Below are 15271 nucleotides of genomic sequence, written 5' to 3' on the forward strand. Positions count from 1 at the left end.
GAATCGCTCAAGGAGCGATGCCGGAGGAATAGGCATGACACCCGGAGGAATCGCCATGGCTGCTACCGGGTTCGGCGCCCAGAATGCGCCACCTCACCCGTCAGCGCTTTTGCGAGGTTCACCATGTACACCGCCATCGGATACGCCGCCCAGTCGGCCACCACTCCCCTCGCCCCTGTGAAATTCGAACGCCGCAGCCCACGGGCCGACGACATTGCCATCGAGATTCTCTACTGCGGCGTCTGCCATTCAGACATCCATCAGGCCCGCAACGAGTGGGGCATTGCCGTTTACCCGCTGATGCCTGGTCACGAAATCGTAGGCAAGGTGACCGCCGTCGGTGCGAATGTCACCCAACACAAAGTCGGCGATCTGGTCGGTGTCGGCTGCATGGTCGATTCATGCCGCCATTGCGAAGCTTGCCAGGCCAACCTGGAGCAATATTGCCTCGAAGGCCCGACCATGACCTACGCCACCCCGGACCGCGTGGATGGCAGCAACACCATGGGCGGCTACTCCGACAGCATCGTGGTCAGCGAGCACTTTGTGGTACGCATCCCCGAGAAACTGAACCTGGCCAGTGCCGCACCGATTCTGTGCGCCGGTATCACCACTTATTCGCCACTCAAGCACTACGGCGTGAAAGCCGGAGACAAGGTCGGGATTCTGGGCATGGGCGGCCTCGGCCACATGGGCATCAAGTTCGCCAAGGCGATGGGCGCCGAAGTGACGCTGTTCACCCGTTCGGCAAGCAAGGCCGAAGAGGCTCGCCGCCAGGGCGCGGACCATGTGATCGTGTCCACCGATGACGCGCAGATGCAGGCCGCCGCCGGTCACTTCGACTTCCTGCTCGACACCATTCCGGTGCAGCACGACCTCAACCCCTACCTCGACACCCTGCGTTTCGACGGCGTGCATATTCTGGTGGGGTTGATCGAACCCGTAGAGCCGCCAGTGCATGCGGCCAAACTGGTCCTGGGCCGCCGGGTATTGGCCGGCTCGCTGATCGGCGGCATCGCCGAAACCCAGGAAGTGCTGGATTTCTGCGCCGAGCACAACATCACCTGCGACATCGAAATGCTCGACATCCGCCAGATCAACGAGGCTTACGCCCGCATGATCGCCGGTGACGTGAAGTACCGCTTCGTCATCGACATGGCGACCCTCAAGGTTTAAACCTTAAGACCCAGCTCCGCCGACAGCCGGGCCGTGACCCCTTTGATCAGGGGAATCAGCTCGGCCATTTTTTCCAGCGGCATGTATGGCACGGTGCTGGCGATGCTGATGCCGGCGACGATACGCTTGCTGGCATCGCGAATCGGCGCCGCCACGCAGCGGATCGACGGTTCGTTGTCTTCCAGATCGAAGGCGTAACCGCCGGCCACGTACTCGACCATGCGCTGCTCGAACTGCTCCCAGGACTGCTCCGGGTGCTGTGGCCAGAATTGATTTTTCCCACCCACCGGCAAACTGACCTCGTACAGGCGCTGCCACTCTTGCGGTGAATCATCGAGCATCAGTGCCTTGCCGATCCCGGTGCGCGCCAACGGCATGCGATGGCCGACCCGCGAGCGCATTTCCGGGCCATTGCGCCCCGGATTCTTGTGCAGGTACAGCACTTCGTCGCCTTCGCGGATCGCCAGGTGAATGGTGTCGCCGGTCAACGCCGACAACTCGTCCAGATACGGCCCGGCCAGGGTCACCAGCGGCAACTCTTCACGGGCCTGGAACCCCAGTTCGATCAGTTTCGGCCCCAGCAGATAACCGACTTGCGGCACCACCCGCAGATAACGCTCGTCCACCAGGCAACTGGCCAGGCGATGGGTGGTGCTGCGCGTGGTGCCGATCAGCCGGGCGATTTCCTTGAGATCGCGGGCGCCACTGGCCACGGCCTGGACCACACCCAGACCGCGAAGCAGGGTCTGGGTGCCGGTCGGCGCGGCGTCCTTGGCGATTTTTGGGGCGTCTTCCTGCATATCCAGCCTTTACCGTTGAGCGAGTGAACGGGCGGCATTATGGTCGCCCGCGCGCCACGACTACAACTTGATACGCTCGACCTTGCCCACCAGCAGGATGTAGGACAGTGCGCCAATCAATGCCAGCACCGAGATGTAGGTGATCGCCGGGGCAAAAGAATCTCCCGTCGCGAGGAAACCGATCACGATAGGCGTGGCGATCGCCGACAGGTTACCGATGAAGTTGAACACCCCGCCGGTCAGCCCGAGCAGGCGCGCCGGGGCGAGCGTCGATACCAGCGACCAGGTGATCGAAGCCAGGCCATTGCCGAAGAATGCCAGCGCGAGGAAGGCAATCACCAACGGCGTCGACTCGACAAAGTTGGCGCCGATGATCGAGGTGGAAATCAGCAAACCGCTGATGATCGGCAACTTGCGGGCGAAACCCACCGTGCAGCCGCGACGGATCAAAAAGTCCGAGAAGAAACCGGAACACAGCACACCGATGAACGCGGCGAGAAACGGCAGCGACGCCAACAGGCCGGACTTGATGAAGTCCATGCCGCGGTATTTCACCAGGTAGGTCGGGAACCAGGTCAGGAAAAACCACAGCGTTGAGTTGAGGCAGAACTGGCCGAGGTAGATGCCCCAGAGTTTGCGCTTGGTCAGGACAATGCCCAGGTCAGTCCAGCTGAATTTGGCTTTGACTTTGGCCTGTTCGGCCTGGATATCCACCAACCCGCCGCCCTCGCGGATCAAATCGATTTCCGCGTCATTGGCGCCTTTGAAATCCCGCGGCTCGCGATACACCGCGTACCAGATCACCGCCCACACAATGCCCACCGCGCCGGTGGCGACGAACACCATGTGCCAGCCGAATTCGTGCTGAAGCCACGCCAGTACCGGTGTCAGGAAGGCCAGGCCGACGAACTGCCCGGAGGTGTAAAAACCAATCGCCGTAGCGCGCTCGCGCTCTGGAAACCAGGTGGTGACCACGCGGCTGTTGATCGGATACGCCGGCGCTTCCAGCGCACCGACAGCCATACGCAACACGAACAGCGCGATGAAGCTGGCGGCGAAGCCGAGCATCACCGTGGCCACCGACCACAGCAGCAAGGCAACGCTGTACAGAATCCGTGGCGGCACACGATCCACCAGCCAGCCGCCAGGGATTTGCATGGCAGCGTAGGTCCAGCCGAACGCGGAGAAGATCAGGCCGACGTGGATCGGGTCGATGCCCAGGTCACTGGTCAATGCCGGGGCGGCAATCGACAGGTTGCTGCGGTCCAGGTAGTTGATCACCACGGTGATGAACAACAGCACCATGATGAAAAAACGCTTGCGGCTGGGCGTCACCAACGACGCCTGCCCGGTGAGGGTTTGCGGTTGCATGAGGGGTGCCTCTTCTTATGGTTATTGAGGTCGTTCTAAAGGCTGACGCAGACCCCTTGTAGGAGTGAGCCTGCTCGCGATAGCGGTGTGTCATTCACCATTGATGGCGACAGACACACCATCGCGAGCAGGCTCGCTCCTACAAGGGATTTGTGGTGGGTCAGGGATCACTCACCACTCGGCAAAGCTGCCATCGGCATGGCGCCAGATCGGGTTGCGCCAGCGGTGGCCGATGGCCGCGCGTTCGATCACGTATTCCTCGTTGATCTCGATGCCCAGGCCCGGGCCGTTCGGGATCTTCACGAAGCCTTGGTCGTAGTCGAACACCCGTGGGTCCTTGACGTAGTCGAGCAGGTCGTTGCTCTCGTTGTAATGGATGCCCAGGCTCTGCTCCTGAATGAATGCGTTGTAGCAAGCGGCGTCCAGTTGCAGGCAGGCCGCCAAGGCAATCGGGCCCAGTGGGCAATGCAGCGCCAGCGCGACGTCATAGGCTTCGGCCATGTTGGCGATCTTGCGAGTCTCGGTGATACCGCCGGCGTGAGAGGCATCTGGCTGGATAATGTCGACGTAGCCTTCGCTGAGCACGCGCTTGAAGTCCCAGCGCGAGAACAGCCGCTCACCCAGGGCGATCGGCGTGCTGGTCAGCGGCGCGAGCTCTTTGAGCGCCTCGTAGTTTTCGCTGAGCACCGGTTCTTCGATGAACATCAGCTTGTACGGATCGAGTTCCTTCATCAGCACCTTGGCCATGGGCTTGTGCACCCGGCCATGGAAGTCCACGCCGATGCCGACGTTCGGGCCGACGGCATCGCGCACGGCAGCGACATTGGCCAGGGCCTGGTCGACCTTGTCGAAGGTGTCGAGGAATTGCAGTTCTTCGGTACCGTTCATTTTCACCGCAGTGAAACCACGCTCGACCGCTTCTTTCGCCGCCCGTGCGGTATCTGCCGGACGGTCGCCGCCGATCCACGAATACACACGAATCTTGTCCCGCACCTGACCGCCCAACAGGTCGCTGACCGACACGCCCAGCGCCTTGCCTTTGATGTCCCACAAAGCCTGGTCGATACCGGCCAGGGCGCTCATGTGGATCGCGCCGCCACGGTAGAAGCCGCCGCGATAGAGCACGGTCCAGATGTCTTCGATGTTGCGCGGGTCTTTGCCGATCAGGTAGTCGGACAATTCTTCAACGGCAGCGGCAACGGTGTGGGCGCGGCCTTCGACCACGGGCTCACCCCAACCGGTGACGCCCTCGTCGGTTTCGACCTTGAGGAAGCACCAGCGCGGCGGAACGATGAAGGTGGTCAGTTTGGTGATTTTCATCTGTTTGTCTCTCTTGTTAGATGCAGCGCTCGCAGCGCCCAAAAAGTCTTATCGAAGGGCCTTCCACGCAGCGACATAGGCCTTGGCATTGGCCGCCACTTGTTCCGCCGTCATGCCCGGTTTGAACAGCCCCGAGCCGAGGCCGAAGCCTTTGACGCCAGCGTCGATAAACACCTGCATGTTGTCCGGCGTGATGCCGCCGACCGGCGCCAGAATCGTTCCCGCCGGCAGCACGGCCAGCCAGGCTTTGACGACCGCCGGCCCCATCTGCTCGGCCGGGAACATCTTCAGCACATCCGCGCCTTCAGCCAGTGCCGCGAAGGCTTCGGTCGGCGTAGCGACACCCGGCGACAGGTAAAGTCCCGCCGCTTTCGCCGCGCGCAAGACCTTCGGATCGCTATGGGGCATGACGATCACCTGGCCGCCCGCGGCCTTCACTTGCTCGACCTGCTCCGGCGTCAACACCGTGCCGGCACCGATCAGGCAATCGGCGGGCAAGATGCTGCGCAGGATGCGGATACTTTCGTACGGCTCAGGGGAATTGAGCGGCACTTCGATGACGCGAAATCCGGCGGCGTACAGGACTTCGCCGATGGCGACCGCTTCCTGCGGGCGCAGGCCGCGCAGGATCGCGATCAGTCCGTTTTGCGCCAAGGCTTGTTTGAGCATGTCAGGTCTCCAGTCAGGTTTAACGGGATGCGGTGCGCGTGACCAAGCCGGCAGCCAGCGCCAGTTGCCACAATCCGCGTTCGGTGGCCTGTTCGGCCAGGGTCACCCGGGCAAAACCGCAGGCGTCGAGCGCACGGCTGTAGCGGGCACAGAGTTGGGTGTTGCCGATGAGGATGATCGAAGGCAGGTGCACGCTGTTGCGCCGGCGCCGCTGGACGCTGGCCAGGGCCGCCAACTCATGGCCGATCAGCAGGCCGGACAGGTAGTCCGCCTGGGCGGTGGCGCTCAATTCGCCGGTCAGCCCGAGACTGCGGGCGCTGAACATGGTCGACAGCGGACCGGTTTCACCGTCCGCCGACAACGCGACCTGCACGCCACGATCAAACGCATCGCCATCGAAGGATCCGCCACGCTGATGGGTGCGTCCGAGAATGCTGTGCTCGCTGAGCACGGCGAACACTTCGCCGGTCATGAACGTATCGAAATGCACGATGCAGCCGTCGGCCACTTCCACCCATTTCGAATGGCTGCCCGGCAGGCCGATCAGCAGATCAGCGCCCGCCTCGCTCGTCAGGTTTTGCAGCACACCGAGCACCTGGGTTTCTTCGCCGCGCATCACGTTCGGCAAAGGCGAACGCTCGATGACGCCGGGCACGATGTGCACATCGATGCCGCGCAGGCTGCGCACAGTTTGCAAGGAAGTACCGAGAGTGGCGACGTTTGCCGGCGTGTCGCGGTAGGCCGCTTCGCGCCAGCCCTGGGCGCTGCCGACCATGCCGCAGGCAATCACCGGCAAATCCGGCTGGGCATCGAGCCAGTCACCGCAAGCCTCGTCGAATGCCAGTTCAAAACCGTCGGCGCATTCCCGGCCGTCAATGATTCGCGGCGCTTTCGGTAGCTGCATGATCCCCGACGACAGCGAACGCTGTTCGAGGACCAAGCCACCTTCAGCCAGTTTGTAAGCACGTAATGAGGTTGTCCCCCAGTCGAGCGCGATCAATTGCGCCTGCATCGCTTCACCTGTTTTGGTTTTTGGCAGTGAGTGAGCGGGACTATAAACCTGCGCCGGGATAAATCTCAATATATAAATATCAATCCCACATTATGAGATCAGACAAAAAAAAGATCGCAGCCTTCGGCAACTCCTACACGGGATCGTCCGCCGCGGTTTGGCGGTGTACATCGATCCGTAGGAGCTGCCGAAGGCTGCGATCTTTTAAGAAGTTTCAGTTACTCGCTGCGAAATCCCGCAGCACCGCTCCATCCATCCGATAGCGAACCCACTCCTCCTGCGGCTGCGCCCCCAGGGACTTGTAGAATTCGATGGCCGGGGTATTCCACTCCAGCACGCTCCACTCGAAACGGCCGCAGTCGTTGGCGCAGGCGATTTTCGCCAGATGCCGCAGCAGGGTCTTGCCCGCGCCTCCGCCGCGCTGTTGCGGGGTGATGTAGAGGTCTTCGAGGTACAGGCAATTGCTGCCAAGCCAGGTGGAATAGCTGAAGAAGAACACCGCGAAACCGATGGGTGCACCGTCGCGCAGGCAGATCAGGCCATGGGCGGTGGCACCTTCGCTGAACAGGCTGCGCTCGATGTCGGCAACACTGGCGATGACTTCATGGCGGGCACGTTCGTAGTCGGCCAGTTCAGTGATGAACGCGAGGATTTGCGGTGCGTCACTGGGGGTCGCCGGGCGGATTTCGATCGTCATGGACGTGCCTTGTCAAAAGTGGAAAACGCCATACTAAGTCGGCGCGGTACTTGTGGCGAGGGGACTTGCCTGTGGCGAGGGAGCTTGCTCCCGCCGGGTTGCGCAGCAGCCCCAAAAGAAGGCAATGCGATCTTTCTGGAAAAACAGAGCCGGTCGCGACAGGGCCTGCTTCGCAGGCCAGCGAGAGCAAGCTCCCTCGCCACAAAAGCTGATCCGCCACAAAGTGTCTGGAGGCTTTACTCCGGCCAACACTAACCCTGGAATCGATAACCTCGGACCTAACATTCGGGCACTGCGTGATTAGATAGCCGCGCAGCTCATTTATCCGGCCAAGGAACCACGTCATGCCTACCGCAACACCTCCTGTCTCAAGCAAGTTGTTCGGCCTGTTTTGCCTCGCCAGTTACCTGTTGTCGCTGTCCTACGGTTCGACGTTTTTGCTGTCATTGTTGATTGGTTCTCGCGGTGGCAACGAACACGACGCCGGCAGTGTGATTTCGGCGGCGATGCTCAGCACCTTTGCGGCGGTGATTGTTTCCGGCCATTTGTCCGATTTGCTCGGTGCCGCCCGATCGGTGGCGCTGTTCGGTGTTTTGCTGGTAGCGGCCAGCCTGGGCTTCGCCCTGACCCCGGGCTTCGGTCACCTGCTGTTGTTTTTCGGGCTGTTGCTGGGCCTGGGCTGGGGCGTGTTCTACACCCTGGGGCCGATCATCGTCGCAAGCCTGGTGACACCCGCACAGCGTGCGAAATACTTCGCCCTGCTGTCGGGCAGCATGATGACCGGGATTGGCAGCGGCCCGTTGCTCGGCCGCGCGGCGAGCGCCCTCGGTTATCCGGTGACAGCCGCGTTTTACCTGGCGGCGCTGGCCAGCCTGATCGGCGTATTGCTGTTCTGGCGTCTGGATCGGCAGTTGAAACAGGCGCCCGCGCAATCTGGCAGCGTGTCGCGGATTTCCTGGCGTGCAGCGGCTCAGGTGCTGTCGTCCAGGGCCGTTTTCCCGGTCATCATGGTCGGTCTCGGCGGCTGCGTTTTCGGTGGTCTGTCGAGCTTTCAAACCAGTTATGCGGCGGCGAACTCGCTCGACTACTCGTTGTTCTTCCTCGGTTTCATGAGCGCGGCGATCAGCGGCCGCATGCTGGTTGCCGGCTTCGTGGTCAAGCGCGATCCATTGCGTGCATCGTGCCTGCTTTCGGGGTTGATGCTGACGTCGATCGTGATGTTCGGTTTTGTCGTCGACAGCAGCTTCAGCTACCTGCTCGCGGCGGTGATGCTCGGGATCGGTTACGGCCTGACCTACTCGGTGATCAATGGCCTGGCCGCCAATGAAGCGCCGAACGGCACCACCGCGCAATCCTTGTTGTTGTTCAGCCTGTCGTACTTCATCGGCGTATTCGGCTTTCCTTTGCTGGCCGGGAAAATCATCGTCGAACAAGGCATGCCCACGCTGTTGCTCACGGTGCTGGCGGTGGCTGCGCTCAACTGGATGATCACCGTGGGCCGTTTGATCTGGCGTAGAGCCACAGCGGTCAGGACATTGGAACAGGCCTGAGCCGTTCGTCGCTGACAATGCACCCACCCGGATCGAGGGCGGACTAATCAGGTAAGGACTCTACCCGTTGGAGACAACACCATGATCCTGTCCAGGTTGACCGCCCTCGCCCTCGCCGCCCTGCTGTCTTCTGCCGCGTTCGCCGGGACCATCGGCTCGAGCACCGGCCCGACCAACCCGGTGGAAAAGCCCAGGGCACCGGCGATCCAGAGTGCTCCAGGCATGAACACCGATGGCACGACGATCGACCACAACCTCCCGCCTGCCACCGGCACCGACCCGCGAACCCAGGGCAATGACATGGGGCGTCAGGGCGGGAAGAACCTGCCGGACAAAAAAACACCCGGCAGTGGCGGCCTCGGTTCAAGCACCACCGAGGACGAGGAAAGCAATATGAGCCAGTAATGAAGCCAGGAGAAATCCCATGCCTCGTGGAAGCAAAACCAAATACACCGCCGAGCAAAAGCGCAAGGCGCAACACATCGAAGACAGTTACGAAAGCAAAGGCCTTTCAAAGGACGAAGCCGAAGCCCGTGCCTGGGCGACAGTGAACAAACAGTCCGGCGGCGGCGAACGGGCCGGTGGGTCGGGGCGCAAGAAACCGGCCAGTGCAAAGTCGGCAGATCGCAAGGAGTCGGCGCGTCGAGCGGTGGCCACTCGTAAGGGGCACTCACGCGATAGCGCTGCATCCAGAGAGGCCCAGACGGTCGATAGCTTGAGAAAGGAAGCCCGGGCCAAGGGTATTCCCGGGCGGTCCTCGATGCGCAAAAAAGAGCTGATCGAGGCGTTGCGCAAGGCGGGTTAAGGCCAACTGTTTTGTGTTGAAGCTGATGGCCTCATCGCGGGCAAGCCCGCTCCCACAGGGGACCGCGTTCGTCTGAACAATCCGGTCAACTGTGGGAGATCATCTGTACCTTAATACTTCGGTGGTCAGCGTTGTTTGAGGCGGTCGATCACGACGGCCAGAAGCAGAATCGAACCCCGAATCACATACTGATAAAACGTATCAATGTTCTTCAGGTTCATCGCATTCTCGATGATCGCCAGAATCAGTACCCCGGCAATCACGTGCCGGATCATGCCGATCCCGCCACTCAACGAAACCCCGCCCAGCACACAGGCCGAGATCACCGTCAGCTCGAAACCCTGGCCGATCATCGGTTGGCCGGAGGTCATGCGCGAGGCCAGGATTACCCCGGCCAACGCACCGATCACGCCATGCACGGCGAAGATGATGATCTTGGTCCGGTCGACATTCACACCGGCCAGCAACGCCGCTTCCTGATTGCCGCCGATGGCCATGGTGTTGCGCCCGTAGGTGGTGTAGTTCAGCAGCCAGCCGAAGAACAGGAAACAGACGATGGTGATCAGGATCGGTACCGGCACGCCGAACAACTGGCCGTTACCGAAGACGAAGAACGATTCCTGGGACACCCCCACCGCTTTGCCGTTGGCGAAGATGTAGGCCAGGCCACGCACGATCTGCATGGTCGCCAGCGTGGTGATCAGCGCGTTGACTCGCAGCTTGGCAATCACGATGCCGTTGATCAGCCCGACGATCAGCCCCATCACCAGCGCCGCACCGACACCGAGAAATACGCTGTCGGTGTCGCGCATCACAACCGCCGCGACTACTCCAGCGCAGGCAATCACCGAGCCCACCGACAAGTCGAAATGCCCGGACGCCAGGCAATACAACATGGTGCACGCCGCGATCCCGGTGGTGGAAATCGCCAGGCCCAGGCCACGCATGTTCAGCGGTGACAGGAAGTTGTCGATCAGCAAGGTGCAGGCGACAAAGATGCCGACCGCCGCCAGCAGCATCACCCAGTCATCGAGGAAGCACCGCAGGTCCAGCGGTTTGCGCGTGGTTGGCAGGGTGTTGTTTTGGGTTGTCATCATAGTCACCTCTCAGTTCGCCACGCCGTCGGCGCGTTGGCGCGGCAAAGCCAGTTGCAGCAGGTTGGATTCGTTGGCCTGTTCGCGGCTCAGCTCGCCACACAGGGCGCCTTCGCACAGCACCAGGATGCGGTCGGAAATGCCCATGACTTCCATCAAGTCGCTGGACACCACAATCACCGCGATCCCCTCGGCCGCCAGGTTATGGATGATCTGGTAGATCTCGGCCTTGGCACCGATGTCGATGCCGCGGGTGGGCTCGTCAAGCAGCAGCACTTTCATCGGCATCGACAGCCAGCGGCCGAGAATGGCCTTCTGCTGATTACCGCCGGAAAGAAACTTGATCTGCTGCCCGGCGTGGGGCGTTTTCACCTTGAGCGCCTTGATCTGCTGGTCGGCGTTGTCCTTCTCCCACAGGCCACGCAACAGGCAGCCGAAGGTGGCATGGGCGCCGCGTGCGCTGATATTGATGTTCTCGGCGACGCTGGCCAGCGGCAGGATGCCTTCCTTCTTGCGGTCCTCGGGGCACAACAGGATCCCGGCGGCAATCGCGTCCCGGGGTGAACGCAGCTTCAGTTCATGGCCACGAAGTTTCAGCTGTCCGGCGCTGTGGCGCGCCAGGCCGCTGAGCAGGCGCAACAGCTCGGTGCGACCGGCACCGACCAGCCCGAACAGCCCGAGGATTTCGCCTTTGTGCACCTCGAAACTCACCGGCTCACGCAACCCCGGCCCAAGCAAACCGTCGACCTTGAGCGCCACGGCGCCGCGCTGACGGGGGCGGTAATCGTAGATGTCCTGAATGTCACGACCGACCATGCAGGTGACCAGTTGATCGTGGGTCAGCTGCCCCATGTCCTCGAACGTACGCACGTACCGCCCGTCCTTGAACACCGTCACCGCGTTGCAGATGCGGAACACTTCTTCCATGCGGTGGGAGACATAGAGCACCACTTTGCCCTCGTCCCGCAGCCGGCCGATGATCGCCATCAAGCGCTCGATCTCCCGCGCCGAAAGGCTGCTGGTGGGCTCGTCGAAGGCAATCACATGGGCGCCACGGGACAACGCCTTGGCGATCTCCACCAGTTGCCGCTGGCCGAGGGACAGGCGTCCGACTTTCTCTTGCGGGTCGATTTCATCGGCCAGGCCTTTGAGACAGGCCAGTGCCTGCTGGCGCAGGGCACCGCGGTTGATCAGGCCGAAACTGGCCGGCAGATGCCCGAGAAACAGGTTCTCCGCCACGGTCATTTCCGGCACCAGATGCAGCTCCTGGTGGATCACGGCGACGCCACTGCCGATGCTGTCGGCGGTGGACTTGAAGTCCATCGCCCGCTCGCCGATCTGCAAGGCACCGCTGCTGGGCGTATAGGCCCCACCGAGGATTTTCAGCAGCGTCGACTTGCCGGCACCGTTCTCGCCCATCAAGGCATGAACCTGCCCCGGATGGGCGACGAAGCTGATGTTGTCCAGCGCCTTCACCCCGGGAAAGGTCTTGCCGATCCCGTTGAAGCGCAAGCTGCCGCTGTGTTGTTGTGTATTTGTTTGCGTGTGCATAACCCACCTCTTCAAACCGGTCAGGCAGCCCCGTCGCCGAGGCCGCCGCTGAAATCAAACGGCTGTCAGTTCCACAGGCCGATCTTTTCCAGTTCCTGCTTGAAGTTGTCGCGGGTGATCAGCGTCACGTCGTCCATGGCGGTGAATTTCGCCGGTTCAGTGCCGGTGGTGACCCACTCGTACATCATGCTCGCGGTGTTGTAGCCCTCGATGTGCGGGCTTGGCAGCATCGAGCCGTAGAAGCCGCTGTCGGGTTTCTTCAGCTCGCCGATGGCGTCGGTACCGTTGATGCCGATGCCGATCACGTTGGCCGCAGCGAAACCCGCACTCTCGGTGGCGCGCACACCGCCCAGGACGGTGTTGTCGTTCATGCCACCAATGATCAGGTTCTTCGCCGCACCCGGCAGTTTCACCAGGGCGGAGTTGGTGGCGTCCATGCTGCCTGGTACGTCGAGGGTCTTGAGGGCCGCGAACAGGATGTGGTCTTTCGGCATGCCGGCGTCTTCGAGTGCCTTGACCGAGCCGTCGGTGCGCTTCTTGCCGGTGTCGAGTTCGTTGTAGGTGTTGATCACCGCATAGGTGTCTTTCCACTCCCAGCCGCGCTTCTTCGCCTCGGTGGCCATGGCGTTGCCCTGCTTCTGGCCGACTTCGAACGCGGCCATGCCGAGGTACGGCACATCCTCCATGAACTTGCCGCTGGCATCGACGAAACGGTCATCGACGGCAATCACCTTCAGCCCGTTGAGTTTGGCCTTGGCCATGATCGCAGGTCCCAGGGACACGTCAGGCGGGCAGATCACGAAGCCTTTGGCACCGTTGGCCGCGAGGCTGTCGATGGCAGAAAGGGTTTTCTCACCGTCCGGCACGGCGATCTTGATCAGGGTGAAGCCCTTCTCTTTCCCGGCTTTTTCGGCAAAGGCCCATTCGGTCTGGAACCAAGGCTCCTCCGCTTGCTTGACCAGGAAGCCGATTTTCACTTGCTCAGCCGCCAGCAGCGTGCTGCTCAGGCTGAACGCCGAGACCGCCAGCGCGGCACAGCACAGGGAACGGATAGCATGACGACGATTCATAAGCTGACTCCTTGTTATTGTTCTTGAGCGTTCTTTGAAAGCGTTCTTTGTAAACAAAGGACGGTAAACCGTACTGCCAATAGTCATATCGTATGATCATTGGATTTCAGACGTAGTAATGCGCCTGAAAGCCCGATGACTCAGTCGTGGTACATCACCGAGCGCCCGCCATCGATAGTGATGCACGAGGCATTGATGAACGGCGCTTCATCGCTGGCCAGGAACACGGCGGTCATTGCCACTTCGATCGGCTGACCGATGCGACGCGGCGGGTGCAGGTCAAACGCGCGCTGGCGTTCGGCGTGGGGGTCGGCGAAACCGTTCCAGTAATCGATGTTGATCTGGGTTTCGATATAGCCCGGCGCAATGGCATTGACGCGGATGCCCTTGGCCGCATATTCGATGCCCAGCGCGCGGGTCAGGCCGAGCAGGCCATGCTTGGCCACCGGGTACGGGAAGCAGCCCGGAATGATGTGGGAGGAATGGGTGGAGGCAATGTTGATGATGCTGCCGATGCCCTGCTCGATCATCTGCGGCAGCACCGCCTTGCAACCGTACCAGGCACCATCGAGGTCGATGGCAAAGCAGCGATGCCAGTCTTCCTCGGTCATTTCCAGCGGGTCACGGAACACGTTGACCCCGGCGCAGTTGACCAGCACGTCGATCCGGCCATGCAGGTCGATCGCCAGCCGGGCCATGGCGTGTAAATCCTGTTGACGCGACACGTCGGCCTTGATCGCCACCACATCGGCGCCCTGGTCCCGCCAGTGCGCCGCGACCTTCTCGACTTTCTCGGCCTGAACGTCACTGATGATCAGCCTGGCCTGCTGGGACGCGAAGGTCGCCACAATCGCTTCGCCAATGCCCTGGGCGGCACCGGTCAGTAACACGACCTTGTTTTTCAAGCGTTCGCCCTTGGGCGGTTCGGGCACCGGGGGCAATGACAATGGTTCAGCCATGGATCAAGACTCCTGTTCGAAAACACGACGAAAACCGGGCATCTGTCGATGTCCGGTCAAAAGGCATTGAGGAAGAAACAGGTGAGTGCGAAAACGTTTCAGCCTGGAAACGGTTTGAGGCACTGTCTGCGCAAGGGAGCACGGGGAAACTTCGCTGCATCACTTCACCTGTTTTGTTTTTTTAAGTGTGAGTGCATGTAACTGGTGAGGCCGACTATAAACCCGGCCCGCGTAAAATCTCAATATATATATTAACATCCCATATTTTGGGATTTATCCAGCAAACCGTGTGCAATGCTTTCCAGGCACATCCACTGGAATCGACAACACGGCCCCATCCAACGGATGGCCCAGCGGACTTGCCGCACTGGTGATGTACAGGGTTGTCAGGTCTGCACCGCCGAACACACAGCTGGTGGGACGACTGACCGGCAGCTCGATGATCCGATCGACGTTGCCGTCCGGGCTCAACCTGAGCAGGCAACTGCCGTCCCAACGGGCATTCCAGATAAAACCTTCGGCATCCATCGCCGAACCGTCCGGGCCGCCTCGTCCGTGCGGACCAAACCAGAGCTGCGGCGTATCGAGGGCACCGTCGGTACAGATGAAATGTCGATACAAGGTGCCGTCGAGGCTGTCGCCGAAATACACGCTGGTGGCGTCATCGCTCCACAGCAGCGTGTTGGGAATGCCCAGATTGCGCAGCAATGGCGCAACCCGCCCGGCACGATCGATGCGGAACAGTCCACCGGAACGACGGACGATGGGCAGGTCTTCGCCGTGTTCTCCGATATTGTTTTGCATGGTGCCGAGCCAGAGCCGGCCCTGGGCGTCGCAGCGGGCTTCGTTGGGGCGGTTGCCTGGTTGCGGATCAGCAACGCAGAGCAACGTCAGGCGCGGTTCCAGGCCGGGTGAATCAAGATCGAGCCGATAAACCCCGCTGCTCAATGTCACCAGCGCATCACCGCTTTCACAGGGGATGAAGGCCGACACATGTTCCGGCATCTGCCAGATCTGCACGTTGGCGCCGATCAACCGCAGTGCCTGTTTGCCCGCGATATCCACCCAATACAGCGCCTGGGTCGGCGCATCCCAGAACGGGCCTTCGCCCAGTTTCGCCCGATGTTCGGTCACCGCCGTCAACGTCATGAAACCTCCTGCTTTGTTCTTGTTTCGGGGGTGTAGGAGCTAGCTTGC

General features: G+C 61.3%; 15 protein-coding genes. 4 read left to right on the forward strand and 11 right to left on the reverse strand.

What is annotated here, in order from left to right:
- The first annotated feature begins 123 nt into the window (after positions 1-123).
- On the forward strand, positions 124-1176 hold the full coding sequence (locus KGA83_RS17330) for an NAD(P)-dependent alcohol dehydrogenase (protein WP_108215377.1): 1053 nt from the start codon (positions 124-126) through the stop codon (positions 1174-1176).
- Here the strand turns inward: KGA83_RS17330 and KGA83_RS17335 are convergent.
- The 6 genes from KGA83_RS17335 to KGA83_RS17360 form a co-directional block, all read right to left on the reverse strand.
- Positions 1173-1976: an IclR family transcriptional regulator gene (locus tag KGA83_RS17335; RefSeq protein ID WP_108215376.1), complete on the reverse strand. Its 804-nt coding sequence runs from the start codon at positions 1974-1976 to the stop codon at positions 1173-1175. The genes KGA83_RS17330 and KGA83_RS17335 overlap by 4 nt on opposite strands.
- A gap of 60 nt (positions 1977-2036) precedes the next feature.
- Complete coding sequence (locus KGA83_RS17340) at positions 2037-3347, reverse strand: MFS transporter (protein WP_095943996.1); 1311 nt, start codon at positions 3345-3347, stop codon at positions 2037-2039.
- A gap of 171 nt (positions 3348-3518) precedes the next feature.
- Positions 3519-4667 carry a galactonate dehydratase gene (gene dgoD, locus KGA83_RS17345; RefSeq protein WP_007977010.1) on the reverse strand — a complete coding sequence of 383 codons (1149 nt, stop codon included), beginning with the start codon at positions 4665-4667 and terminating at the stop codon, positions 3519-3521.
- 48 nt (positions 4668-4715) lie between these two features.
- A complete protein-coding gene (locus KGA83_RS17350) occupies positions 4716-5336 on the reverse strand; it encodes a 2-dehydro-3-deoxy-6-phosphogalactonate aldolase (protein ID WP_108215375.1) in 621 nt (206 codons plus the stop codon).
- Positions 5337-5355: 19 nt separating this feature from the next.
- On the reverse strand, positions 5356-6348 hold the full coding sequence (locus tag KGA83_RS17355) for a 2-dehydro-3-deoxygalactonokinase (protein WP_108215374.1): 993 nt from the start codon (positions 6346-6348) through the stop codon (positions 5356-5358).
- 214 nt (positions 6349-6562) lie between these two features.
- Positions 6563-7045, reverse strand: a complete 483-nt coding sequence (locus tag KGA83_RS17360) for a GNAT family N-acetyltransferase (protein WP_223530316.1) — start codon at positions 7043-7045, stop codon at positions 6563-6565.
- Positions 7046-7389: 344 nt separating this feature from the next.
- Between KGA83_RS17360 and KGA83_RS17365 the strand changes: the two genes are divergently transcribed.
- The 3 genes from KGA83_RS17365 to KGA83_RS17375 all read left to right on the forward strand — a co-directional run bounded on the left by KGA83_RS17365 (position 7390) and on the right by KGA83_RS17375 (position 9400).
- Positions 7390-8595, forward strand: a complete 1206-nt coding sequence (locus tag KGA83_RS17365) for an MFS transporter (RefSeq protein WP_223530318.1) — start codon at positions 7390-7392, stop codon at positions 8593-8595.
- A gap of 81 nt (positions 8596-8676) precedes the next feature.
- Positions 8677-9000 carry a hypothetical protein gene (locus tag KGA83_RS17370; RefSeq protein WP_223530319.1) on the forward strand — a complete coding sequence of 108 codons (324 nt, stop codon included), beginning with the start codon at positions 8677-8679 and terminating at the stop codon, positions 8998-9000.
- Between the two features lie 19 nt (positions 9001-9019).
- Positions 9020-9400, forward strand: coding sequence for a Rho termination factor N-terminal domain-containing protein (locus tag KGA83_RS17375; protein WP_108215370.1), 381 nt, complete (start codon positions 9020-9022; stop codon positions 9398-9400).
- A gap of 125 nt (positions 9401-9525) precedes the next feature.
- Here KGA83_RS17375 and araH read toward each other — a convergent pair whose 3' ends face one another.
- The 5 genes from araH to KGA83_RS17400 all read right to left on the reverse strand — a co-directional run bounded on the left by araH (position 9526) and on the right by KGA83_RS17400 (position 15223).
- Positions 9526-10494, reverse strand: a complete 969-nt coding sequence (gene araH / locus KGA83_RS17380; protein ID WP_223530320.1) for an L-arabinose ABC transporter permease AraH — start codon at positions 10492-10494, stop codon at positions 9526-9528.
- A 12-nt stretch (positions 10495-10506) separates the two neighbouring features.
- Positions 10507-12045 (reverse strand): L-arabinose ABC transporter ATP-binding protein AraG, encoded by a 1539-nt coding sequence (gene araG, locus KGA83_RS17385; protein WP_223530321.1) that lies wholly within the window; start codon positions 12043-12045, stop codon positions 10507-10509.
- A 65-nt stretch (positions 12046-12110) separates the two neighbouring features.
- Positions 12111-13115, reverse strand: a complete 1005-nt coding sequence (locus KGA83_RS17390; protein WP_223530322.1) for a substrate-binding domain-containing protein — start codon at positions 13113-13115, stop codon at positions 12111-12113.
- Positions 13116-13255: 140 nt separating this feature from the next.
- Complete coding sequence (locus tag KGA83_RS17395; RefSeq protein ID WP_218427505.1) at positions 13256-14074, reverse strand: SDR family oxidoreductase; 819 nt, start codon at positions 14072-14074, stop codon at positions 13256-13258.
- A 273-nt stretch (positions 14075-14347) separates the two neighbouring features.
- Entirely contained in the window at positions 14348-15223 is an 876-nt protein-coding gene (locus KGA83_RS17400; RefSeq protein WP_108215366.1) for an SMP-30/gluconolactonase/LRE family protein, read from the reverse strand.
- Positions 15224-15271 lie beyond the last annotated feature (48 nt).

Origin of the sequence: Pseudomonas sp. GL-R-19 (genome assembly GCF_019956375.1) — a bacterium.
GTDB lineage: Bacteria > Pseudomonadota > Gammaproteobacteria > Pseudomonadales > Pseudomonadaceae > Aquipseudomonas.